Source organism: Streptomyces sp. 891-h (genome assembly GCF_022760275.1).
Lineage (GTDB): Bacteria > Actinomycetota > Actinomycetes > Streptomycetales > Streptomycetaceae > Streptomyces > Streptomyces spirodelae.
The window spans coordinates 3,845,157-3,868,366 of sequence record NZ_CP050693.1; the positions used below are offsets into that span (position 1 = coordinate 3,845,157).

The 23,210-nt window shown below is 71.5% G+C and carries 22 protein-coding genes, 1 pseudogene and 1 riboswitch; of the genes and pseudogenes, 12 read left to right on the forward strand and 11 right to left on the reverse strand.

The annotated features are described in order from the left end of the window. The first annotated feature begins 14 nt into the window (after positions 1–14). The gene (locus tag HC362_RS16745; RefSeq protein WP_347568448.1) at positions 15–542 is read left to right on the forward strand and encodes a hypothetical protein; all 528 of its coding nucleotides are present in this window, start codon (positions 15–17) and stop codon (positions 540–542) included. Here the strand turns inward: HC362_RS16745 and HC362_RS16750 are convergent. Next, on the reverse strand, positions 496–1,542 hold the full coding sequence (locus HC362_RS16750) for a zinc-binding dehydrogenase (RefSeq protein ID WP_243084753.1): 1,047 nt from the start codon (positions 1,540–1,542) through the stop codon (positions 496–498). The two genes, HC362_RS16745 and HC362_RS16750, sit on opposite strands and share 47 nt — an antisense overlap. Positions 1,543–1,679: 137 nt before the next feature. On the opposite strand from HC362_RS16750, the gene HC362_RS16755 reads away from it, so the two are divergent. Then, entirely contained in the window at positions 1,680–2,117 is a 438-nt protein-coding gene (locus tag HC362_RS16755; RefSeq protein ID WP_243084754.1) for a MarR family transcriptional regulator, read from the forward strand. Between the two features lie 21 nt (positions 2,118–2,138). Here the strand turns inward: HC362_RS16755 and HC362_RS16760 are convergent, their stop codons facing one another. Continuing rightward, the gene (locus tag HC362_RS16760; RefSeq protein ID WP_243084755.1) at positions 2,139–2,642 is read right to left on the reverse strand and encodes a GNAT family N-acetyltransferase; all 504 of its coding nucleotides are present in this window, start codon (positions 2,640–2,642) and stop codon (positions 2,139–2,141) included. Positions 2,643–2,878: 236 nt separating this feature from the next. Between HC362_RS16760 and HC362_RS16765 the strand changes: the two genes are divergently transcribed. From HC362_RS16765 to HC362_RS34910, 3 genes are all read left to right on the forward strand, one after another. Then, positions 2,879–3,589, forward strand: coding sequence for an HAD-IB family phosphatase (locus tag HC362_RS16765; RefSeq protein ID WP_243084756.1), 711 nt, complete (start codon positions 2,879–2,881; stop codon positions 3,587–3,589). A 210-nt stretch (positions 3,590–3,799) separates the two neighbouring features. Further along, the gene (locus HC362_RS16770; RefSeq protein WP_243084757.1) at positions 3,800–5,281 is read left to right on the forward strand and encodes a globin domain-containing protein; all 1,482 of its coding nucleotides are present in this window, start codon (positions 3,800–3,802) and stop codon (positions 5,279–5,281) included. 66 nt (positions 5,282–5,347) lie between these two features. Continuing rightward, positions 5,348–6,877 (forward strand): pyridoxamine 5'-phosphate oxidase family protein, encoded by a 1,530-nt coding sequence (locus tag HC362_RS34910; RefSeq protein WP_279240111.1) that lies wholly within the window; start codon positions 5,348–5,350, stop codon positions 6,875–6,877. Between the two features lie 156 nt (positions 6,878–7,033). Here HC362_RS34910 and HC362_RS16780 read toward each other — a convergent pair whose 3' ends face one another. Both HC362_RS16780 and HC362_RS16785 read right to left on the reverse strand, forming a co-directional pair. Next, positions 7,034–7,537 (reverse strand): NUDIX domain-containing protein, encoded by a 504-nt coding sequence (locus HC362_RS16780; RefSeq protein WP_243084758.1) that lies wholly within the window; start codon positions 7,535–7,537, stop codon positions 7,034–7,036. Positions 7,538–7,775: 238 nt separating this feature from the next. Next, positions 7,776–7,949 carry a hypothetical protein gene (locus HC362_RS16785; protein WP_243088949.1) on the reverse strand — a complete coding sequence of 58 codons (174 nt, stop codon included), beginning with the start codon at positions 7,947–7,949 and terminating at the stop codon, positions 7,776–7,778. A gap of 99 nt (positions 7,950–8,048) precedes the next feature. Here HC362_RS16785 and HC362_RS16790 point away from each other — a divergent pair. Then, positions 8,049–8,219: pseudogene (locus HC362_RS16790) on the forward strand (transposase); the annotation flags it as partial. A gap of 264 nt (positions 8,220–8,483) precedes the next feature. Here the strand turns inward: HC362_RS16790 and HC362_RS16795 are convergent. Together HC362_RS16795 and thiC are read right to left on the reverse strand one after the other, a co-directional pair. Further along, on the reverse strand, positions 8,484–9,281 hold the full coding sequence (locus HC362_RS16795) for a hypothetical protein (RefSeq protein ID WP_243084759.1): 798 nt from the start codon (positions 9,279–9,281) through the stop codon (positions 8,484–8,486). A 900-nt stretch (positions 9,282–10,181) separates the two neighbouring features. Then, the gene (gene thiC, locus HC362_RS16800; RefSeq protein WP_243084760.1) at positions 10,182–11,972 is read right to left on the reverse strand and encodes a phosphomethylpyrimidine synthase ThiC; all 1,791 of its coding nucleotides are present in this window, start codon (positions 11,970–11,972) and stop codon (positions 10,182–10,184) included. Continuing rightward, a riboswitch (TPP riboswitch) is annotated at positions 11,965–12,100 on the reverse strand. (Overlaps the previous gene by 8 nt.) Positions 12,101–12,171: 71 nt before the next feature. Between thiC and HC362_RS16805 the strand changes: the two genes are divergently transcribed. Further along, entirely contained in the window at positions 12,172–13,641 is a 1,470-nt protein-coding gene (locus tag HC362_RS16805) for a YibE/F family protein (RefSeq protein ID WP_243084761.1), read from the forward strand. A 5-nt stretch (positions 13,642–13,646) separates the two neighbouring features. Here HC362_RS16805 and HC362_RS16810 read toward each other — a convergent pair whose 3' ends face one another. Then, a complete protein-coding gene (locus HC362_RS16810) occupies positions 13,647–13,865 on the reverse strand; it encodes a DUF5326 family protein (RefSeq protein WP_243084762.1) in 219 nt (72 codons plus the stop codon). A gap of 192 nt (positions 13,866–14,057) precedes the next feature. Then, positions 14,058–14,375, reverse strand: a complete 318-nt coding sequence (locus HC362_RS16815; protein WP_209266102.1) for a cupin domain-containing protein — start codon at positions 14,373–14,375, stop codon at positions 14,058–14,060. 48 nt (positions 14,376–14,423) lie between these two features. Between HC362_RS16815 and HC362_RS16820 the strand changes: the two genes are divergently transcribed. The 4 genes from HC362_RS16820 to HC362_RS16835 all read left to right on the forward strand — a co-directional run bounded on the left by HC362_RS16820 (position 14,424) and on the right by HC362_RS16835 (position 17,484). Further along, positions 14,424–14,801, forward strand: coding sequence for a phage holin family protein (locus HC362_RS16820; RefSeq protein ID WP_209266103.1), 378 nt, complete (start codon positions 14,424–14,426; stop codon positions 14,799–14,801). A gap of 6 nt (positions 14,802–14,807) precedes the next feature. Next, the gene (locus tag HC362_RS16825) at positions 14,808–15,302 is read left to right on the forward strand and encodes a low molecular weight protein-tyrosine-phosphatase (RefSeq protein ID WP_243084763.1); all 495 of its coding nucleotides are present in this window, start codon (positions 14,808–14,810) and stop codon (positions 15,300–15,302) included. Further along, on the forward strand, positions 15,302–16,222 hold the full coding sequence (locus tag HC362_RS16830) for a fructosamine kinase family protein (RefSeq protein WP_243084764.1): 921 nt from the start codon (positions 15,302–15,304) through the stop codon (positions 16,220–16,222). The genes HC362_RS16825 and HC362_RS16830 overlap by 1 nt, the downstream gene beginning before the upstream one ends. An 80-nt stretch (positions 16,223–16,302) precedes the next feature. Continuing rightward, complete coding sequence (locus HC362_RS16835) at positions 16,303–17,484, forward strand: cystathionine gamma-lyase (protein WP_243084765.1); 1,182 nt, start codon at positions 16,303–16,305, stop codon at positions 17,482–17,484. 46 nt (positions 17,485–17,530) lie between these two features. Here the strand turns inward: HC362_RS16835 and HC362_RS16840 are convergent, their stop codons facing one another. The 3 genes from HC362_RS16840 to HC362_RS16850 form a co-directional block, all read right to left on the reverse strand. Next, positions 17,531–18,484, reverse strand: a complete 954-nt coding sequence (locus HC362_RS16840) for a hypothetical protein (RefSeq protein ID WP_243084766.1) — start codon at positions 18,482–18,484, stop codon at positions 17,531–17,533. 259 nt (positions 18,485–18,743) lie between these two features. Next, positions 18,744–20,090, reverse strand: a complete 1,347-nt coding sequence (locus HC362_RS16845; RefSeq protein WP_243088642.1) for a metallophosphoesterase — start codon at positions 20,088–20,090, stop codon at positions 18,744–18,746. A 280-nt stretch (positions 20,091–20,370) separates the two neighbouring features. Further along, the gene (locus HC362_RS16850; protein ID WP_243084767.1) at positions 20,371–21,546 is read right to left on the reverse strand and encodes a LacI family DNA-binding transcriptional regulator; all 1,176 of its coding nucleotides are present in this window, start codon (positions 21,544–21,546) and stop codon (positions 20,371–20,373) included. Positions 21,547–21,980: 434 nt separating this feature from the next. On the opposite strand from HC362_RS16850, the gene hisC reads away from it, so the two are divergent. Next, complete coding sequence (gene hisC, locus HC362_RS16855; RefSeq protein ID WP_243084768.1) at positions 21,981–23,087, forward strand: histidinol-phosphate transaminase; 1,107 nt, start codon at positions 21,981–21,983, stop codon at positions 23,085–23,087. Positions 23,088–23,210 lie beyond the last annotated feature (123 nt).

Sequence of the window (23,210 nt, forward strand, 5' to 3'; positions counted from 1 at the left end):
GCATGCTTGCGGACATGAGTGTGGATGCGGTCGGGGTTTCCGGTGTGGGCGTGGGTGCTTCGGAGTTGGACCGGATCGAGGGGGCGTTGCGGGCGTCCTGGGGCGCGGACACGTGTGCCCCGGACGATCTGGAGCGGGCGGGCTGGAGCCCGGCCAACCCCGCGTGGGGGCAGTGCGACGTGACGGCGCTGGTGGTGCACGACCTGCTGGGCGGGGAGCTGATGTGCGGGGAGGTGTACGCGGAGAGCGGCGGGCGACAGGGTTTCCACTGGTGGAACAGGCTGCCGGACGGCTCCGAGATCGATCTCACCCGCGACCAGTTCCGCGCCGGGCAGGTCGTCATGGAGGGCGTCTCCGTGCCGCGCCCGATGGGGCACTCGCTGCGCAGAGCCGCCGAGTACACCCTGTTGCGTACGCGGGTGTGGGAGCGGCTCGGTCTCCCGGCCGGTACGGCACAGGGGGCGTGCGGTTCCGGTCCCCGGGGCGCGTCGGCCGTCAGGGGGTCAGCAGCACCTTGCCGAGGTTGGCGCGGCGCCGGATGAGGCGGTGGGCCTCCTCGGCCCGGTCCAGGGACAGCGCGGCGGCGACGGCGGGACGCAGGGCGCCCTCCGCGTGCAGCCGCCACAGCTCCTCGCGCCATGCCGCGTAGCGCTGCGGCTGGTCGCTGGCCACGCGGCGGATCTGGAAACCGGCCACCGACTTGCCGCCGAGCAGTAGTTGGTAGGCGTCGACGGTGCCGCCGCCAGAGCTGTAGGCGACCAGCCGGCCGCCGTCGGCCAGGGTGCGGACGAGAGGGGTGAGCAGGTCGCCGCCGACCGCGTCCAGCGCGTAGTCGGCGGCGTCGGCCGTGGCGGTGCCGGTGGCGGTGGCGGGGTCGGCCTTTTCCAGATCGGCGTAGCCGAGGACCGCGTCGGCGCCCAGGTCGCGGAGGAATGCCCCTTTGGCGGCCGGATCGCTGACGGCTGCCACGACGCGGCCGGCTCCGCCGTGCAGCCGGGCCAGCTGGAGGGCGAGATGACCGGCGCCTCCTGCCGCTGCGGTGATCAGCGCGGTCTCGCCGGGCCGGGGCCCCGCCGTCTCCAGCGCGCCGAACGCCACGAGTCCGCCGCGCACCAGTGCCACAGCCTCGCGCGCTGTGGCGTGGGCCGGGACGGGGGAGGCCATCGAGGTGTGGAGCAGGGCGAGTTCTGCGTACGCGTCACCGAAGCAGAGCCCGGTGACGCGGTCGCCGGGCGCGTATTCGGTGACGTCGGGACCGATGGCCTCGACCGTGCCGGCGACCTCGCCCCCGATCGGTTCGCCCGTCGCCGCCTGCGGGGCGCCCTGCGGGGCCGCAGGCGAGGCCGTCTGTGGGGACGCGTGTGGGGACGCCTGGGGCGCCTCCTGCGGGGCGGTCCCGGAATCGGCCGGGCGGAGTTTGCGGACGACGGGGAGGGTGACGCCGATGGCCTCGGTACGGACGAGGAGTTCGCCCGGGCCCGGGGTGGGGGTGTGGGTCTCCTGGAGGGTGAGGATGCCGGAGGTATGGCGAACGCGGCGCATGGGTCTCCTGGTTCTTCTCGTTCGGCCGGCTCGGACGGCGATGCCGTTACCGTTGGGGACACCAACGGTAAACAGGATCGTAGGGAAACCCAACGGAATTTCATAGGGGTCCCCTACGATCGCGATACGCTGCCGTCATGCCGGAGACGCCACACGCCCCCACGTTGATCCGTACGCTGCCGAGCTGGCTGCTGGGCCGGGCCGCGGCGCGTGGGCGCGCACTCGTCGCCGAGGCGCTGGCCGAGGAGGGGCTGCGGATGTGGCACCACGTGGTGCTGGCCGCCGCGTCCGACCACCAGCCCGTCGCCCAGGCGGAGCTGGCCCGCAGCGTGGCGCTGGACCCCAAGGACGTCGTCGGCATCCTCAACGAGCTGGAGAAGGACGGCTATGTGCGGCGCGAGCCGCACCCGCAGGACCGACGCAAGAACGCCGTACGCCTCACCCCCGAGGGCGAGAGTCTGCTCGCCAGGTGTGCCGACGCGGCCCAGCGTGCCAACGACCTGCTGCTGGAGGGCTTCACCGCCCGTGAACGCGCGGACTTCCTGGCCCTCTTGGAGCGTGCGGCGCGCTTGTGAGGGGCGGGTGCCGGTGGCCGCTCAGGCCAGGGGCATCTTGAAGCCGAGGTGGGATGCCTGGAAGCCCAGGCGCTCGTAGAAGCGGTGCGCGTCGACGCGGGTGGCGTCGGAGGTCAGCTGCACCAGCACGCACCCCAGGCGCCGGGACTCGGCGACGGCCCACTCGATGAGCCGGGTGCCCATGCCGCTGCCCCGGTGGTCGGCGTGGATGCGTACGGCCTCGATGAGGGAGCGCGCCGAGCCACGCCGGGACAGGCCAGGGATGACCGTGAGGTGCAGGGTACCGACCGTCGTGCCGTCCTGTTCGGCGATGACGAGGTGCTGGTTGGGGTCGGCGTCGATGCGGTCGAACGCGGCGCGGTACGGGGCGAGGTCGGACGGCGTCTCGCGGGTGGCGCCGAGCGGGTCGTCGGCGAGCATGGCGACGATCTCCGGGATGTCCTCGGCGGTCGCCCGGCGGACGGTGAACTCCTCGGCGGGCGGCTCGGCGCCCGGGGCCGCGGCGCCGGCTGAAGTCGTGGTCATCCTCGGCACCCTACGCCTACGGCGTGTCCGGTGGACGTTGCTGGGTCGGGGCTGCCCCTTGCTGCCCCTCGCCGGCTGCGGGCGGGTTGTGGCTGGGCGCGCACCTTGCGCTGCTGCGCTCGGGACACCTCATCTGCCGTCCGACTCACGACCCGCGACGGCCCGGCTCGCGGACGGCCTGCTCGCGACGGCGAACTGATCGCGCCCCGCGCTCGCACGGCCGTACGATCGCGAGTATGCAACCGGCTCAGCAGTCGACCCCGCGAACGGCGCCGGAACGGCGCCGAACCCGACTCCATCTCTTCGACCTGGACGGCACTCTGCTGTACGGCTCGGCGGCCTCCGTCGAGATATCGCGGCAGCTGGGCGTGGAGCGCGAGATCAGAGAGCTCGAACGTGCTTTTGCGGAGCAGAAACTGACGCCCCCGCAGTTCGCACTGCAGGCCTGCGCGTTGTGGTCGGCGCTCACCGACGAGACCGTGGCGGCCGCCTTCGCGGGAGCGCCGTGGCTGGCCGGTATCCGGGAGGTGTGGGCGCGGATCAGGGAGGACGGGGAGCGGTGCGCCGTCATTTCGCTGTCGCCGGATTTCTTTGTGCGCCGACTACGCGATTGGGGGGCCGACGTTACCCACGGTTCACGGTGGCCGGACGTTCCGCGCGCAATTCCGAACGGAAGTACGAAGTACCCGATGCGTCCCCTGGAGCCGGCGGGGATTCTTTCGCCCTCGTCAAAGGTCATGATCGCCAAGGAGTTGTGCGCCCAATTCGGGGTCCGGGCCGAGGACTGCGTGGCCTACGGGGACTCCCTCTCCGACGCCGAGCTGTTCGCCACCGTCCCGGTCTCCGTGGCGGTAAACGCCGATCAGCATGTGCGCTCCCTCGCTTCGCACCACTACACCGGCCGTGATCTCAGGGACGCGTACGGACTCGTCTCCCTGTCACGCTAATTCATGTTCCAGTTCCGAATGACGGAATTCAGTGGAACCGTGAACAGGGGTTGTGGCGTGAAGCCTTCACGGTATGGTCGGGTCCCTCCCGCAACGTGATGTAAGGAAGGCAAAGGTTCCTTGCGCGATGTTGGCCGGGGGTGGGTTACCGAAACTTTCGGAACACGGATGTGCACAGAACGTCCGGAAGAGGTACGAGGCGAGGCGAGCATGACCACCATGTCGGGCAGCGACGGTGCGTCCGCCGGTGGCAGCGGCGGACGGGGATGGTTCACCCCGGCGTCCGATGCCGCCCCCGCGGAGCGCCCCGCGCCAGACGCACTGGATGCGGCAGCGACCCCGCAGGGCACCAGGACGGTCGCACCTGAGCCGCAACCGCAACCAGAAGCGGAAGCGGAACCACACCCGGCCCAGCCACGAGCGGCAGCGGCTCCCACCCCGTCGGCGGCAACCGTGAGCCAGGCTCCCGCGGCCTCCGATCCGCCCGCCCCCGCAGCCCCGGGCACCCCGTCGGCCGCCACAGACCCGGGCACACCGCCGGCCCCCACCGGCCGGCTCGCCGACTCCGAGCTGATCCGGACCTCCATGGCGGAGCTGGAACGTTCCTCCGAGGCGGCGACCGCGTACTTCTACGCGCTGCTGTTCGTCCAGTACCCGCACCTGCGCGAGATGTTCCCCGCCGCCATGGACAACCAGCGCGACCGGCTCTTCCGCGCGCTGCTGACCGCCGTACGCCTCTACGACGACGGCAAGCTCCTCACCGACTACCTCGGCAATCTGGGCCGGGGCCATCGCAAGTACGGCACTCAGCCGACCCACTATCCGGCCGTCGGCGAGTGCCTGATGGCCGCGATCGCCCGCTACACGCCACAGAGCTGGGGGCCGCGCACCGAGGCGGCCTGGGTACGCGCCTACACCGCGATATCCCAGACGATGATCGACGCGGCGGCCGAGGACGAGAAGCGGGCACCGGCCTGGTGGGACGCGGAGATCGTCTCGCACGAGCTCCGCACGCCGGAGATAGCCGTGATCACCGTACGCCCCGACCAGCCGTACCCGTTCCGGGCCGGGCAGTACACCAGCCTGGAGACGCCCTGGTGGCCGCGGGTGTGGCGGCACTACTCGTTCGCCTCGGCACCCCGCCCCGACGGCCTGCTGACCTTCCACATCAAATCGGTGCCCGCCGGATGGGTCTCCAGCGCGCTGGTGCAGCGCGCCCGCCCCGGCGATGTACTGCGGCTCGGCCCGCCCGCCGGCTCGATGGTCGTCGACCACCGGGCCGACAGCGGCCTGCTGTGCCTGGGCGGCGGCACCGGAATCGCACCCATCAAGGCGCTGGTCGAGGACGTGGCGGGACAGGGCAGGCCGCGCCCGGTCGAGGTCTTCTACGGTGCGCGCACCGACCACGACCTCTACGACCTGGACACCATGCTGCGCCTGCAGGAGCGCCACCCCTGGCTGTCGGTACGCCCCGTCGTCGCGGCGGGCGGGGTGCGCGCCGCCGCCGAGGCGCTTGCGGGCGAGCTTCCCGACGCGGTACGCAGATACGGCCCTTGGTCCGCGTACGACGGCTATCTGTCCGGGCCGCCCGGAATGATCAGGACCGGGGTCGAGACGTTGGTCGGCTGCGGCATCCCGACCCACCGCATACGGCACGATTCCCTCGACGAACTGGTCGCGCAGGGGGCTTGAGTGGTGGGGTGTGCGGATCGTGGCTGTCGAGGGCCGGCCGGTTGACGAAAGGGACGAGTGGCGGCGTTGAATGACGCGAACGGATACGGCGGCGGACCCGCGGGGCACATAGCGGGCACGGACCACGGTCCTCCGGGACGGCGGCAGCCCGGAAGCGACGGGGAGCGCGCGCTCCAGCAGCGGATCGGCTCCGACGGCCGTGCCCAGCGGTTCTACCAGGACCAGGTGCTCGACCATCTGAACGAGCGGATGCGGGAGTTCACCCACCAGCAGGAGATGTTCTTCCTCGCCACCGCCGACCGCCACGGCGAGTGCGACAACAGCTTCCGCGCCGGCCCCCCGGGGTTCCTGCGGGTCCTGGACGAGCGCACGCTGGTCTTCCCCGAGTACCGCGGCAACGGGGTGCACGCCAGCCTCGGCAACATCCAGGAGAACCCGCATGTCGGGCTCCTCCTCATCGACTTCCTCCGCGCCAGGATCGGACTGCACATCAACGGCCGGGCCGAGGTGCTGGACGACGCCGAACTGCGCCCGTGGGTCCCCGACCTGCCGCAGGACCCGGTGCCCGGACGCCGTGCCGTGCTGTGGGTGAGGGTCGAGGTGGAGGAGGCGTACATCCACTGCGCCAAGCACATCCCCCACCTCCAGAAGGCGCCGCGCCGACCGGCGCGCGAATGGGGCACCGACGACTACAAGCGCAAGGGCGGCGACTTCTTCGGCGTGGCCCGCGACGCCCGCGAGGCCCGCCGCGAAGCGGCGGCCGACTCGGAGCCGGCCGCCTCGAACGGAAGCCCGCAGACCGCCGTGGGCGACCGGCCGGGCAGCAACGCGCGGGACGCGCACTCGCTGGGAGACGCGCAGGCTCTGGGAGACGCGCACTCGCTGGGAGAGGCGAACGGTCCGGCAGAGGCGAACGGTCCGGCAGGGATGAACGCTCCGACGGAGGTGAGCTCTTCGGCAGGGGCGAATGCCCCGGCAGAGGCGAGCGGTCTGCCAGAGGTGAACGCTCCAGTAGAGGCGAGCGGCCCGACGGAGGTGAGCGGTCCGCAGGAGCCGGGCAGCGTACCGGCTGAGGAGACGCTCACCCTGGCGCCGCCGCTGCCGCCCGGGCTCCCGCCGACCCCGGACGCCCCAGACACACCGCCCACCTCGCCCGCACCGCCCGCTGCGGCAGCCGACGCCGCGTCACCCGCCCCGGTGGCCTCCCCCGGGGACGCCGCCCCGCCGGTCCCCCCGTTCCCGGTGTCCCCACCGGCGCCCGCCGTGCCGCCTGCCCCCGCCGCCCCACCCACCCCCGTATCCCCTCCCGCGCATGCGCAGGATGGCGGCGCCGGGCCGGAGTCCGGGTCCGTGCCGTTGCCCCGGCAGCGGCGGCATGCGGCCGAGGCGCCGTCCCCCGCCCACGCGGTCTCCTCGGCGGTCTCCGCCGCGATGTCGGCCCGCGCCGGGAACGTGGAGGGCGGCGAGCACGCCCGTGACATCTCCGCGTGGCGGCTGGAGGCCGAACGGGCGCTGGCCGAGGCGCAGCGCCGGGGCCGTGGCGCGGAATCCGACGAGGACCGCGAAGCCGCGTCCTTCCAGGGGTGGTTCGGCTAGAGCCTGCCCGGCGTCTCACCCGCGCCCCCAGGGGCGCGGGGAACTGCGCGGCCCAGCGCCGACGCTGCCGCACCCTGCAACGGACAGCCAGGGGCAGCCCCTACGCAGCACAAGAACGCCGGACATGCCTTGGTCACCGCATCACCGCATCACCGCTCACCTCAGGTCAGGGGCGAGCAGGGCCTGGACGCCCTCGATGTTGGCGGCGAGATAGGCCCGCAGCGAGGGCGGTACGACCTCGACCGAGGTGACGCCCTCCGGTGTGAAGGGCAGCCGTACGATCTCGTACTCCCCCTGCGGCTCCTCGACTTCGGGTCCGTGCCGTAGGCGGGGGTCGAGGGAGACGAGCCGGCACACGAAGAAGTGCTGAACCTTCACTCCACCTGGCGTCTCCTCGGGATCACTCACCGTGTCCACGAAGGCGGGCACCACCTCGGTGATCTCGGCGCCCAGTTCCTCGGCCACCTCGCGGTGCAGTGCCTCGACAACGGTGTGGTCCACATCGGGTTCGACTCCGCCCCCCGGTGTGATCCAGTACGGCTCCTGACCGGGCTTGGTGCGCTTGATGAGGATCATCTCGGCGGGCTCGCCGGGGGCGGCGCCGGGCGCGAGAAGGATGGCGCGGGCAGTCCGCTTGACCACGGGACGTTCGACGAACATGCAGGAGGTCTGGCCCGCATCGCCCCGGGCCAAACCCTCCGCTTTCGTCACCGTGCGTTGCGGGACATTAAATCTCCCGATAAGTCCATACCGATAAGTGATTGGACACTGACGTTGAGTCAACTACTCTTGTCGTCTGCGCAGCTTCGCGCGTAGAGCCGGGCAGCGCGCCGAGCCGGGCGGTTCGTGGCAGGAGGGGGGAGCCACGAACCGCCCTTCACACTTCACGGCAGCGGACTCACTGCGCCATCGGCAGATACACCCGGTTGCCCGCCTCGGCGAACTCGCGGGACTTCTCCGCCATTCCGGCCTCGACCTCCTCCATCGTGGCGCCGTGCTGCTCGCGGATCTCCTGGGAGATCTTCATCGAGAAGAGCATCACCAGATGCGGCATATTCGCCACCGTGGCCATGCCCGGCAGGGCTACGGGACAGGGGGGAGGCACCCGATGGAGAAGCGTGAAGAGGTCGTCAGCAGGTTGCGAGGGGTCCCCGAAGGGCTGCCCTCGGTCAAGGCCTGGCTCTGGGAACCCCGCCGCCTGCGGTTTCGCCTCTTCTCCGCGGCCGCCCAACTCGTCACCACCGGCCGCCGCAGAACCCTCCGCCTGGCCCGGCACTGGCCCTGGACCGGTGAGGTCACACGCGCCCTCGAACGACTCGCGCTCCTACCCAACCCCGGCTGACCAGCAGACTTCCCGTCTGCTGACCAGCAGACTTCCCGTCCCAACGACAGCACCACCCACCCCCGGACAGTGGAACCCGGCGCACACCCGACGCGACAGTCGGACCACCGGCCTGCCCACCACCAGCCCCAGAAAGCGAAAAGGCCCGCCGGCTCCGTCGGCGGACCCTCACGCAAGATCGAGGCTAAAGAGGGCATACGCGTAGCTGATGTCGTCTGTGTCGGGCAACCTCGACCGGCGCTGACCGACGGCACTTCATGCTGCTCATGGCGCCAGCCGGAGGAGCTCGTTGATGCCGTACGGGTACAGCCACGGGCTATGGTCACCGGCTTGGAGTCGGTCGACCGCGATCAGCGCGTCGGCCGCGGTCTTGCAGCGTGGATGCCGCGTGGCAAAGGTGGCGATGCGGGCTCGCTGGGTGGGCAGCCAGGCGGCGATCACCTGAGGGTCGCCGTCGTACCACCACGTGAACCGGAGTTCCTCCCAGAGCAGGTCGGTCGCCCAGCCGAGGGCGAGGCGGACGAGCCCGGCGTCCGCCTCGGGGCCGGCAAGCCCAGCAATGTGCTCCAGCCACGGCCCCATATCACCCGTTGCATGGGCGATCCCTTCCAAAAGGTCGGCAATATCCGAAGGCGACCGGCCATCAACCAGAGCGATCGCCAGCAGGGCTCGGAAGGCTTGCTCTACAACGGCACGTTCGGGCGCAGGCCAGTCAACGAACTTGGCCCCGCGCCGGCCGAGATGACCGAGTTCTTCAGACGGATCGGCGCCATGGCCCTCCGGCCCCCAGTAGCGCAGCGCACGCGGCATGAGACGACGCCATAGGACGGGGTACTGGTCCGCTTCCCAGTGGCTGACGACCTCACGCATGAAATGCCCGAGGAGATCGTCTGGGACGGCAGCGGGATCGCCACCAAGAATGTGCAGCTCCGACTCCGGGGTGCAGTAAGTGCAGCCGTCCACCGGGCGGTCAAGCTCGGGAGGTGACGCGAAGACCCGGTCAGCCTCGGCCAGCGCGTGCCGCCACATTGTGTACGGATCGGGGTCAAGAGGACCGGACATGGTACGACCTGCCGAGAGGACTCCGCGCAGGGGAACCTGGCGAAGAGCGGGACTCTACCACTTGGCGATGTCCGAGGCTCCAGCCTCGGCCTGACACCCAGGCTTGACATCAACGACGCCAGGCAGCAGCAGCCATGAGCGACCTGCGACAACCGTGCGTCCCACGTCCCTGGGTGTCGTGAGGCCCCTCTGATCGAACTCCTAAAGGGGGTGTCACTCCGAGTAATGGCCGACCTGCCCACTTGGTGTCCTCAGCGAGCGCTCCGAGTGCGCCCTGGGGGTCGGCTCAGCCGCTACGGCCGGGCGTGCGGCCTTCGGCCGGTCCCGTCCGGGCGGCAGCCGCCCCCGGGCTGACAGGCGACATGGGCGCATGAGGAGCCCTGCTGATCGCAGATCTTTCGTCGTCCCCAGTGCGCCCACAGGCATCTCAGCAGCGCCGGCTCCCGTTCCAGCCCGAGCCGGAGTCCCGCACTCGGCCGTCGGCGTGACCACGAGCAGCAGCCAGCGTCACGAAATTGCTTGCGGGATGTAGGGACCTCAGCCTGCTTCCCGCAGTCCGGCAGACGCGATCCGCACCAGCATGGCCAATTCCCGAGCAGCTTCCACCGGGACTGCCAGCCGGACGACGCCCGAGCCGTCCGCAGTCGCATCAGCCCGCGTCCGCACCGGCCGCGAGCTGGGCCGTCACCACCGACCCCGCAAGTTTCGTGGCCTGCTCGCGGGTCTCCGTTGCCGTCGCCACCTGAAGGAAGTCAGTCATGCCCGCGAGCCCAGTTCGGGTCGTCGGACGCTGCTCCAGAGCATCCGGCCACGTGCCGCAGGCCAGCGGAACTGATCAGCCTTCACCGGCCGAAGCGGCCCCGGGAGAGCCGAGGCCGCTTGCCTGGTGACGCGACTGGATCAGTCCGCGATGGGCAGGTAGACGCGGTTACCCGCTGCCGCGAACTCCCTCGACTTCTCCAGCATCCCCGCCTCGATCTCCTCGACGGATGCGCCTTCCTCACCGCCGAACTGCTCTGTGATGCTTCTGCTGATCTTCATCGAGCAGAACTTCGGCCCGCACATGGAGCAGAAGTGTGCGGTCTTGGCAGGTTCGGCCGGCAGCGTCTCGTCGTGGAACGAGCGGGCCGTGTCCGGGTCGAGGGCCAGGTTGAACTGGTCCTCCCAGCGGAACTCGAAGCGGGCGTCCGAGAGTGCGTCGTCCCAGTCCTGGGCTCCGGGGTGGCCCTTGGCCACATCCGCCGCGTGGGCTGCGATCTTGTAGGTGATCACGCCGGTCTTGACGTCGTCCTTGTCCGGCAGGCCCAGATGTTCCTTCGGGGTGACGTAGCAGAGCATCGCCGTGCCCCACCAGCCGATCATCGCAGCGCCGATGCCGCTGGTGATGTGGTCGTAGGCGGGGGCGATGTCCGTGGTCAGCGGGCCCAGGGTGTAGAAGGGGGCCTCGTCGCAGACTTCCTGCTGGCGGTCGATGTTCTCCTTGATCTTGTGCATGGGCACATGGCCCGGGCCTTCGATCATGGTCTGCACATCGTGTGCCTTGGCGATCCGATTGAGTTCCCCGAGGGTGTCCAACTCGGCCATCTGCGCGGTGTCGTTGGCGTCCGCGATCGAGCCGGGGCGCAGCCCGTCGCCGAGCGAGAACGTCACGTCGTACGCGCGCAGGATCTCGCACAGCTCGCTGAAGTGCTCGTAGAGGAAGCTCTCCTTGTGGTGCGCCAGGCACCACGCGGCCATGATCGAGCCGCCGCGCGAGACGATGCCGGTCTTGCGGCGGGCCGTCAGCGGGACGTAGCGGAGGAGGACGCCCGCGTGCACGGTCATGTAGTCGACACCCTGCTCGCACTGCTCGATGACGGTGTCCTTGTACACCTCCCAGGACAGCTCCTCGGCCTTGCCGTCCACCTTCTCCAGCGCCTGGTACAGCGGCACCGTGCCGATGGGGACGGGGGAGTTGCGCAGCACCCACTCGCGGGTGGTGTGGATGTTGCGCCCTGTCGAGAGGTCCATGACGGTGTCGGCTCCCCAGCGGGTGGCCCACGTCATCTTCTCGACCTCCTCCTCGATGGAGGAGGTGACGGCGGAGTTGCCGATGTTGGCGTTCACCTTCACCAGGAAGTTCTTCCCGATGACCATCGGCTCGGTCTCGGGGTGGTTCACATTGGCGGGCAGTACGGCGCGGCCCGCGGCGATCTCGTCCCGGACGAACTCGGGGGTCAGGTTCTCGCGGAGGGCGACGTACTCCATCTCCGGGGTGATCTCGCCCCGCTTCGCGTACGCGAGCTGGGTGACGGCGCTGTCGCCGCGGCCCCGGCGCGGCTGGCGGGGGCGGCCGGGGAAGACCGCGTCCAGACCGGCCAGATCAGTCGCTCCGCTCCGGAGCAGCCCGCCGCGCGGGCTGGTGTGCTTGATGCCGTCGTCCTCGGGCCGCAGCTCCCGGCCCGCGTACTCCTCGGTGTCTCCCCTCTGGATGATCCAGTTCTCGCGCAGCGGCGCCAGACCGCGGCGCACGTCGGTGTCGATGTTGGGGTCGGTGTACGGCCCGGAGGTGTCGTAGAGCGTCACATCCGTGCCGTTGGTGAGATGCACGCGGCGGACCGGCACCCGGATGTCGGGGCGCGGCCCCTGCAGATATCCCTTGTGCGAGCCGATCGCGTTCTCGGCGCGCGCGTGTGCATCCTGCGTGGTCATGAGACCCACTCCCTACGCCGGCATTACCCGGTAACAGGTTCGGCGGTCGGCGCAGCCGTTTCCGTGGTCCCTTCCACGGAGGTCAGCGCCCTCTCAGCCCCGTGCTCGGAGCTCCCGCGATGTGCAAAGGCATCTCTACGCTAACGGCACACGGCCCGGACTGAACACCCCGCATGGCCGTTCTTGCGATGATCGGGCGGTGACCCATTCCGACTCCGCCGACCCCGCGTCCCCTGGCGGCCCCGCCACCGGCCACACCGCCGGTCACGGAAACCCGCATGCCCAGGGCCACTCGCATGCCCACGAACCCTCGCACGCCCACGGCCACTCGCACGCCCACGCACACGGGCCCGCCGCGCCCGTCTCCCGCCATCTGAGGAAGGTCATCGCGGCGGTGCTCGTGCCGTTCGCGGCCGCGGTGCTGACGGGCCTGGTGGTGCTGTGGCCGGGAGGCGCGCCGGACCACAAGCACGACCGCTCGGGGGTCGGCTTCGACCGGCCGACATTCGCCGCGAAGGTCGTCGGGCTGACCGAGGTCGACTGCGACAAGGTCAATGTCCAGCAGCCGCCCGCCTCCTCGGGCGGCGCTGCCCAGACCCCGGGCGGGACCGGGCAGGGGGGCTCACACGGCCCGTGTCACAAGGCGAAGATCGAGGTCACCGAGGGCAAGGACAAGGGGCACACCTTCACCGAGGTGGTGCCGCCCGACGCCACCCGCACCTACTCCGTCGGTCAGGGCGTGGTCGTCGGCTACGCGGAGAAGGCGCCGCGCAATCTCCAGTACAGCGTCGTCGACGCCGACCGTGACGTGCCGATGCTGCTGCTCGCGGGCATCTTCGCGCTGGTGGTGGTGGCGGTCGGACGGCTGCGCGGGGTGCTGGCGCTGGCCGGTCTCGTCATCAGCTTCGCCGTACTGACGCTGTTCATCCTCCCGGCCATACTGCAGGGCTCCAACCCGCTGGTGGTCGCGGTGGTCGGAGGCAGCGCCATCATGCTGACCACGCTGTATCTGTGCCACGGCCTGTCGGCCAGGACCTCGGTCGCGGTGCTGGGCACGCTGGTGTCGCTGCTGCTGATCGGGCTGCTGGGCTCGCTGTTCATCGGCTGGGCCCGGCTGACGGGCAACACCGACGACCAGACCAGCCTGGTGCACGGGCTCTACCCCGGCATCGAGATCAGAGGACTGCTGCTGGCCGGGGTGCTGATCGGCTCGCTCGGTGTGCTGGACGATGTGACGGTCACCCAGACCTCAGCCGTCTGGGAGCTCAGGGAGGCCGATCCGGGGGCGAGCTGGCGCCGGATCTACCGCTCCGCCATGCGGATCGGGCGCGACCACATCGCGTCGGTCGTCAACACCTTGGTGCTGGCCTACGCGGGTGCAGCCCTGCCGTTGCTCCTGCTGTTCTCCATAGCCCGCAGCGATGTGACGATGGTCGCCACGAGCGAGGTGGTCGCCGAGGAGATCGTCCGTACGCTCGTCGGCTCCATCGGCCTGGTGGCGTCGGTGCCGGTGACCACCCTGCTGGCCGCGCTGGTCGTCTCCGCCGACCGGGGCGGCCGCTCCTCGGATGCTCGGCCGAGCATTCCGGCTCCCTCGCCGGGTGTCCCGGCGGCGGCTCGCCGCCCCGCGGTCAGCGGCGGCCGCGGCCGCCGCCGCAAACCGAAGTGAGGGACTCACCAGTCACTGCGGCTGGAGGCGCCGGCCTTGAAGCGGCGGACGAGGTAGACGACTCCGCCGACCAGGGCGACAAAGATCAGCACCTTGAACAGCAGGCCGATGAGGAAGCCGACCACGCTGGCGATCAGGCCGCCGAACACCACAAGGGCGATCACCGGTATGACGATCCATGTGACCCACCACGGCAGGCCGGAGAGGGTGCCTTTCGCGTCCATGACTGTGTGCTCCGTCTCTGAGAGTTCTCGAAGGCCTTGTGCCCTCTGCCCTCGATGCTAGGGCGGGCCGCAAGGCGACGGGGCGGTCACAGCCCCAACCCTCCCCTGAATCCGACCCTGAGGGGACCCTGAAGTGAGGAGCCGTCGCGGGGGGCCGGGGGCCGGGGGCCGGGGGCCGCGGGGAGCGGCTCCTCAGCCCTCCGGCGGTGAGAAGACCACCAGGACGCGCAGGTCCTCGGAGATGTGGTGGAACTTGTGCGCCACCCCGGCCGGGACGTAGACGACGCTGCCCCGCGCCACATGGGTCGTCTCGTCGCCCACGGTGATCGATCCGCGTCCGCTGACGACGAAGTACACCTCGTCCTGGGCGTGCGGCTGCTGTCGGTCGACGGCGCCCGCGTCCAGCGCGTAGAGACCGGCCGACATGTTGCGCTCGTGCAGGAACCGCAGATACGCGCCGTCGTTCACAGCGCGCTCCGCCTCCAGCTCCTCCAGGCGGAATGCCTTCACCGCTGTCCCCTCTCCCTGACCCGGCTGCTGTTCTGCCACGATCGGTGTATGAACTTCCTCATCAAGACGCTGGCCAACGCGGCAGCCCTCGCCGTGGCGACCTGGCTGCTCAGCGATATCGAGCTGACCGGTGGATCGGAGGGCGAGAAGGCGCTGACGCTGCTTGTCGTCGCCCTGATCTTCGGCGTCGTCAACGTGGTGGTCAAGCCGATCGTGAAGCTGCTCTCGCTGCCGCTGCTGGTGCTCACGCTCGGGCTGTTCACGCTGGTCATCAACGCCCTGATGCTGATGCTGACCTCGTGGGTCGCCGACAAGCTGGATGTCAGCTTCCACGTGGACGGGTTCGGCACGGCGTTCCTCGGCGGCCTGATCATCTCCATCGTCGCCTGGGCCCTGCACCTGGTGCTCGACCGGGACCGGGACTGACGGCGTATGTACCGGGTGTGTTTCGTCTGTACGGGCAACATCTGCCGCTCGCCCATGGCCGAGGCCGTCTTCCGTGCGCAGGTGCGGGATGCGGGCCTGGACGGTCTTGTCGGGGTCAGCAGCGCGGGCACCGGCAGCTGGCACCTGGGTGAGGACGCCGATCCCCGGACGGCAGCCGTACTGGACACCGCCGGCTACCCGCTCAGCCACACCGCGCGGCTGTTCGAGCCGGACTGGTTCGGCCAGCACGATCTCGTCGTCGCGCTCGACGAGGGCCACGCTGCCGAACTGCGGTCCATGGCGCGCAGCACCGTTGAGGCCGCGAAGGTGCGGCTGCTGCGCTCCTACGACCCCGAAGCCGACCCGGACGAGCTGAGCGTGCCCGACCCCTACTACGGCGGCTCGCGCGGCTTCGCCGAGTGCCTGGCGATGGTGGAGGCCGCCGTTCCGGGGCTGCTGTCGGAGGTCGGCGCGGCGATCGAGGCCCGGGAGGCGGGCTGATGGGCCCGGCGCCGCCCGGGAGCCGGAGCCTGGAGCAGCGCGTCGCCGGGCTGCTGGGGTACGCCGTCGCACATGCCGCTCCGGTCGGTGGCGGCTCGATCTGTGACGCCTACCGGGTCTCCGGCGGTCTCGGCGGCGAGCAGGACGGAGGACCGTTCGAGACCGTCTTCGCCAAGTCGCTGGAAGCCGCGCCCGCCGACTTCTTCGCCGCCGAGGCCGCCGGGCTCGCGCGGCTGCGCGCCACCGGCGCCGTCCAGGTGCCCGAGGTGTACGCCGTCGAGCGGGACGTGCTCGTACTGGAGTGGATGGAGCCGGGGGCGCCGGACCGGTCGGCGGCAGAGCGGTTCGGCCGGCAGCTGGCCGCGCTCCACGAGTCCCCGGCGCCGTCCTGGGGAACCCCTGGCGAGCCCTGCTACCTGGGTCCGCTGCCGCTGACGTCTCCTCCCGAACCGGTGACGGAACCGGGGGCCTGGCCGCGCTTCCACGCCGAGCACCGGCTGCTGCCGCTGCTGCGCGCCGCGGTGGACAGCGCCCATATCGGGCCGCGGGACGCACGGGACGTCGAGCGCCTGTGCGAACGGCTCGACGACGAGGCCGTGGCGGGACCCCCGCAGCCGCCCGTCGTCATCCACGGCGACCTGTGGTCGGGCAATGTGCACTGGGCGGCGGACGGCCGGGCCGTACTGATCGACCCGGCCGCCCAAGGTGGCCACCCCGAGACCGATCTGGCGATGCTCCAGCTGTTCGGCTGCCCCGAGCTGCCGCGCATCCTCGCCGCGTACGAAGAGGTACGGCCGCTGCCGGGGCGCCAGTCGCGGGTACCGCTGCACCAACTCCAGCACCTGCTGGTACACGCCGTGCTCTTCGGCGGCGGTTACGGTGCCCAGAGCGGCGCCGCCGCGCGGGGCGCTCTCGCGTGAGGCGGGGCGCTCTCGCGCGAGGGCGAACGTGGTGGGCTGCGGCGCTCGCTTGTTCCTGAGGACCCGGCAAGGAGGTACGCATGACCGCACCGGAAGATCCGCCGCTCACCGGGCCACGGCTCGACTACGGGCCGGCCAACGACGCCGACAGCACCCGGGTGGTGCGGGCCGGACTGCCTGCCGAGGAGCCGTACGAGCCGCCGCTGCCCGGCCCCGTCTTCGCCGCGCACTACCACCTGCCCGGCGAGGTGGAGGGAGCACCGTACGCGTACGGGCGGGACGCCAACCCCACCTGGACCCGGCTGGAGCAGGCGATCGCGGACCTGGAGGCGCCGGGCGACCCGGACGCTGAGGCGGTCGCCTTCTCCTCCGGGATGGGCGCCATCTCCGCCGTACTGCTCTCGCAGGTCCGGCCCGGTCAGACGGTGGTGCTCCCCTCGGACGGCTACAACCTGCTGGCCGCCCTCCACGAACGGCTGGAGGGTTTCGGCGTCCAGGTGCGCACCGCCCCCACCGGCGGCGACGCGCAACTCGCCGAACTGGACGGGGCGAGCCTGCTGTGGCTGGAGACGCCCTCCAACCCAGGGCTGGACGTGTGCGACATCCGCAAGCTGGCCGACGCGGCGCACGAGCGGGGCGCGCTGGTGGCGGTGGACAACACCCTGGCCACCCCGCTCGGGCAGCGCCCCCTCCTGCTGGGCGCCGACATCGCGGTGGCCAGCGGCACCAAGGCGCTGACCGGGCACGGCGATGTGCTGCTCGGCTATGTCGCCACCCGCGACGCACAGGTCGCGGCGGCGGTACGCGGCTGGCGCAAAACAGTCGGTGCGATTCCGGGGCCGATGGAGGCCTGGCTCGCGCACCGTTCGCTGGCGACGCTGGATGTGCGCACCCAGCGCCAGGCGGGCAACGCGCTCGCGGTCGCCGAGGCGCTGGCCGCGCGCCCCGAGGTGAGCGACGTGCGCCACCCGGGGCTGTCCGACGACCCCGCACATCCGCTGGCGGCCCGGCAGATGAGCCGCTACGGCTGCGTCGTCTCCTTCACCCTCCCCGACGAGGCGTACGCCAACCGGTTCCTGGCCCGGCTGAGGCTGGTGAGCGACGCGACCAGCTTCGGCGGGGTCCGCTCGACGGCCGAGCGCCGGGGCCGCTGGGGCGGCGACGCGGTACCGGACGGTTTCATCCGGCTGTCGGTGGGTGTCGAGGACAGCAGGGACCTGGTGCGGGACATCCGCCGCGCCCTGGACGAGGCGGCGGGCTGAGGCGGCAGGGCTCTTCGGCGTCAGGCCCGTCAGGACCTCTTCGGCGTCAGGCCGTGGGGGTCTCCGGGCCGCCGTACTCCGGGCTGGAGTAGTCGGGGCTGGAGAACCGGGGACGGGAGGACGTCTCTTCCCCCGTCTCGGACGAGGGACGGCTGGAGAACCCCGGGTGCGAGTAGCCCAGCCGACTGCCCGGCGACTGCGGTACGTACGCCGTCGGGGCCTGCTCAGGCCCGTTCGGATCAGCCAGCGCCTCCCGCAGGAACGGCACCACCCCCCGCTCCAGCAGCGCCTCGCGCCAGGCGGCGCGGGCCAGCGCCACCTCCTCCGCGAGGCGGCTGCCGCCCGGATCTGTGCCCTGCCGCTCTCCGCCCGGATCTCGGATCGAACTGCCGCCGTTGCGCAGCGCCATCAGCAGCAGCCCAGCCATGGCCACCAGGATTCCGGCCGCCGCGAACGCCGCGAACACCCAGCCGGCGCTGCGGATCGGCCCCGCGACGGCGGGCTCGGGCGAGAGCAGCCGCAGCGCGTACCCCAGCAGCAGGAAGATGACGGCGGCCGTGGCGGCCAGCACGGGGGCCAGCACCGAGACCATCGCCACCAGCCCGGCGCCGGACGCCTCCGCGAGGGACTCGCCGCCCATCGCGCCGACCAGCTTCTCGCTCACACTGCCGCCGCCGCCCTGGCCGGGGCCGCGCACCTCGGCGGCGCCGTTCTCGTGCGCGGAGCCGCCCCGGCCCGGGGCGCCGGAGACGGAAGGCGCGTTCTCCGGGCGGCGCAGCTCTTCCCGCAGCCGTACGAACTGCTGGTACTCGGCCTCGGCGCAGGCGGCTATCGCGGTCGCGGCGCTGAGCGCCATCGTGCGCAACTGCTCGGCGTTCAGCCGTTGCCCGATCGCCGCCAGGTCGGGGCGGCGGTGGGCGGTTCGCAGTGCCTCGTCGAGGACCCGCTCGAACTCGGGCCGGTCTTCGCGCAGCAGGTGCGGAGCGCTGTTCATGTGCATCCCCCGATGCTCCGTAGGGCCCAGGCGGCCGGTCGAGGGCGGGGCAGGTCAGCGGACAACTCGTTTCGGCAAGCCGATGGTAGAGCTGTTCCGGCGCCGCGTGACAGGGAGTTTCCAGAATTGACCCGCTACAGCGATGCCCCCCGGCCGATCACCTCTGGAAGAACACCTGCCCTGTTATCAGCGCGCGAATCAGAAGCGGTGTGGAACCGCACTCCGCGCGCCCCGCCCATGGGGACCCCACGCCCCCGGAGCGGGGTCACTGCACCAGCGGGAGCCGCGCGATGAGGAGTTTTCCGGCCATGGTGACGCCGCCGTCCATGGCGACGGCCAGCCCGTCGGCGTACACGTGCGGACCGGTGACGTCGGGCGCGCTCTCGCCGTCCTCGCTGTCGACCTCGCCGAGCAGATACGGGATCGGGCTGTGCCCGTGCACGATCCGCTTGCCGCCGAAGGCGTCCAGCAGCTCGCGGACGGCGGCGGGCCCCGCGGTCTCCTCCCGGAAGGCGAAGCGCTTGGTGAACTTGCGGAACAGGTCCCAGGTCTCCTCGGCGTCGTTGCGCTGGAGGGCTTCGGTGATCGCGTCGTTGACGTCCTCGATCGTGTCGCCGTAGTCCAGGTAGCAGGTGGCGTCCGAGTGCACCAGCAGGTGGTTGTCGGCCAGCGCGATGGCGTCCAGCCGGGACATCCACTGCACATGGTGGTCGGCCAGCCGTTCCATGTCGGTGCGCTGGCCGCCGTTGAGCAGCCAGGCAGCCTGGAACGAAGCCGTGCCCGCACCGGAGTTGACCGGTGTGTCCCCGAACCGCTTGGCGCCCAGCAGCAGCAGTTCGTGGTTGCCCATCAGCGCCTTGCAGTAGCCGCCGGCGGCCGCGGCCTCGGCGGACAGCTGCATGACCAGCTCGATGACGCCGATGCCGTCCGGTCCCCGGTCGGTGAAGTCGCCCAGGAACCACAGCCGCGCGTTGCCCGCGATCCAGTGGCCCTCCGCGTCGATGATCCCGAACTGGCGCAGTGCGGTGCGCAGTTCGTCGAGGTAGCCGTGCACGTCCCCGACGACGTAGAGCGGCCCCTCACCGTCGTTGGCCGACCCCGCGGGCACCGGCACGTCCACCATCGTCGGCTCCGGCCCGTCACTCTTGGCGGCGGCCATGGCCCCGACCACGGGCAGATCCCGCGCCGTGGGCGTGTAATCCTCGCCCGGCCCAGCGGGCGCGGGCTCATTCGGCACGGGCTCATCCGGCACGGACTCGCTCCGTACGGGCGCCTGCGGGGCGGACGCGTGCGGTACGGGTGCTTCCCGTACGGGCGCCTGCGGTGCGGGCGCTTCCCGTACGGGCGTCTCCGGCGCCGCGGCGCGTCCGGTGGGGGCGCCGAGCGGGGTGCGTGGATCGGCGCGGACGGGGCCAGGTACCCCCGGTGCCACCGCCGGTGGGGCCGAGCGCGGGTCGGAGGGCCCGGCCACCGCGCGCGGCCCGGCCGCCACCGCGGCGTCCTGTGCCGCCGCTGACAACGCCGGGGCGGTTCCCGCGCCGTGCGTCGTCGTCCCGCCGTGCCATACGTCGGGTCCCTGACCGGCCCCCTGAGTCATCGACCCCTCCACCATCGCGCCGCCGCCGTGCACCGCAGGACCTCCCCCTTCCATGGGGCCCCAGTCGCTGGTCTTTCGGCCGGGGTGCCGCCCCAGGTCGGGAGCCGGTCCCGGTGTCGTCCTCACCCGGCCTTCGGCCGGGAGTGCCCCCAATCATAGGAACGCAGGTCGCGGCTTGTGACGCACCTGGGGTCGCGCATTTGACGAGGTGGCACGCGCCGGAGGGAATTCCTCCTGAATTCTCCGCTGTCGTACCCTACGGAATTCGTGCTCGGGGGCGTGCGGGCCACGCCACTCACTCGCTCGTGGGGGCGCGGGGAGCGCTCACCGTCGTCCGCGCGCTGCCGCGCCGGGATGATGTGCGCACGATCAGCTCGGTCGGCATCACCCGCTGGACCGGCCGGGCCGGGGCGAGCCCTTCGATGGCGTCGATCAGCAGCTGGACGACGGCGTTGCCGATCCGTCCGGGTTTCAGCGAGAGCGTGGTGATGGGGGGAGCGGTCGTGGCGTAGGCGGGGGACTCGCTGCAGCACACCAGCAGCAGATCCTCCGGCACCCGCAGCCCGTACCGGCGCGCGGCGGCCAGCAGGTCGGTGCCGTTGGGGTCGAAGAGCCCGTACACCGCGTCCGGGCGGTCGGGTCTGGCCAGCAGCCGGTCGGCGGCGACGGCGCCCGCGCACGGATCGTGCGCCGGATAGCGCTCGAAGACCGGCTCCTGGCCCACGCGTTCGCACCAGTCCAGATACGCGGTGGTCGACAGCCGGGTGTAGGTGTCGGTGCTGGTGCCGGTCAGCAGTCCGATACGGCGGGCACCGGACTCGGCGAGGTGGTCGAGGATGCCGCGGACGGCTGCTTCGTGGTCGTTGTCCACCCAGGCCGCCACCGGCAGCGATTCGCTGGGGCGGCCGTCGGAGACGACCGGCAGTCCGGAGCGGAGGAGTTCGCTGACGATCGGGTCCTGCGCCGAGGGGTCGACGACGACGGTGCCGTCGAGCGCCACGTTGGACCACACGTCGGGGCCGCCGCCGCCCGCGGGCCCGCTCCGGGCCGGCGCAGGCAGGATGACCAGCGCATAGCCGCGGGCGAGTGCGGCCGAGGTGGCGGCCGCGGCCATCTCGGCGAAGTAGGCGAACTCCGTGAAGGTGAACGGTTCTTCGCCGTACGTCGTCACCGTGAGGCCGATCAGCCCCGATTTTCCCGTGCGCAGCGTGCGGGCGGCGGCCGAGGGGCGGTAGCCCAGCCGCTCGGCGACCTCTCGGACGTGGCTGCGCGTCGCGTCCGGGAGACGGCCCTTTCCGTTGAGGGCGTCGGAGACAGTCGTGATGGAGACACCGGCTGCGGCGGCGACATCTCTGATGCCCGCCCGCCCGTTCAGCCGGGCTCCGCCGCGGGGCGGGGGGCACCTTCCGGCCACGGGCGGGGGGACGGAGGCAGATGTCCGAGCCGCCTGATGCTTCTCTGCTGCTGTCATGGCGAGCCGATCGTAGGCCCGGAGCATGACGAGCGAGGGTGCTGTTCGAGCGCTGTGTGCAGGCACGGTTCTGCACCGGTCGCTCGCGCCGGCGACCATGGAAACCCCAGCTCGGAGCGGGTCTGCCGGGCGCGTACCCGGTCGCGGGGGCCGTCTGCGGCAGTGCCGGGGCGAGGTGGCGGGCCGGGCGCAACTCACCTTCACGAGCGATGCGCGCCACAGCGCCCGCCACCAGCGCGCGGAGCGGAACGGCGCACGCAGGCGCGCGCACGGGAGCGCGCCAGGGGGCGTGCACGGAGGGAGCCCCGGATTGTCGGGGTGGTGCGGGAGCTACGCCGCACGGGTGAATCCTCATAAGGTGAAGAGCATTGGCGCGCAGAAGCCAGCGTGAGACCGGTGCGCGGTCCCGAGGTGACGACGGAGGAGGAGCAGCGGTGAGTGACACGAGCGAGCGGCGGGCGGACGGGCCCCGGCTGCGGGAGGCGCTGGAGGGCATCCCCAGCTACAAGCCGGGGCGTCCGGCAGCCGCCTCGGGCCCCGTCTCCTACAAGCTGTCCTCGAACGAGAACCCCTACCCTCCGCTGCCCGGAGTGCTGGAGTCGGTGACGTCGGCGGCGGAGTCCTTCAACCGCTATCCCGACATGGCCTGTACGGGGCTGTACGCGGAGCTGGCCGAACGGTTCGGGGTGCCCGTCCCGCATCTGGCGACCGGCACCGGTTCGGTCGGCGTGGCCCAGCAGCTCCTCCAGGCGACGGCGGGCCCCGGCGACGAGGTGATCTACGCCTGGCGCTCCTTCGAGGCCTACCCGATCATCACCCAGATCTCCGGTGCCGCCTCGGTGCGGGTCCCGCTGACCGGGGGCGCGGAGCAGGAGGCGCACGATCTGGACGCGATGGCGGACGCGATCACCGAGCGCACCCGCCTCATCTTCGTCTGCAACCCCAACAATCCCACGGGCGCCGCCATCCCCGGCGCCGACCTGGAGCGGTTCCTGGACCGGGTGCCCGGCGATGTGCTGGTGGTGCTGGACGAGGCCTACCGCGAGTTCGTCCGGGACGAGCGGGTGGTCGACGGTCTCGAGCTGTACCGGGACCGGCCGAACGTATGTGTGCTGCGGACGTTCTCCAAGGCGTACGGCCTGGCCGGGCTGCGGGTGGGCTTCGCGGTGGCGCACGAGCCGGTGGCCGCCGCGCTCCGGAAGACGGCGGTGCCCTTCGGTGTGAGCCAGCTCGCACAGGAGGCCGCCATCGCCTCGCTGCGCAGCGAGGATGCGCTGCTGGAGCGGGTCGAGGCGCTTGTGAAAGAACGCACACGTGTCCTCGCGGAGCTGCGGGGACAGGGCTGGACGGTGCCGGAGTCGCAGGCCAACTTCGTCTGGCTGCGGCTGGGGGAGCGTACGGCCGCGTTCGCGGAGAAGGCCGAGGCCGCCGGGGTGACGGTCCGCCCGTTCCCGGGTGAGGGTGTACGGGTCACCGTGGGGGAGACCGCGGCCAACGACATCTTTCTCCAGGTCGCGGCCGCCTTCAGGAAAGAGCTGTAGGCCGTCGGGGCCGAGGGCGGGCGTGCCGGATCGTGCGGGCGCCCGCCCTGGCTTGAAGGGACCCCCGCTCGCATGTCCGAAATGGCGGCGTCGTACGCTAGGTCTTGTGAATGTGAACGCATT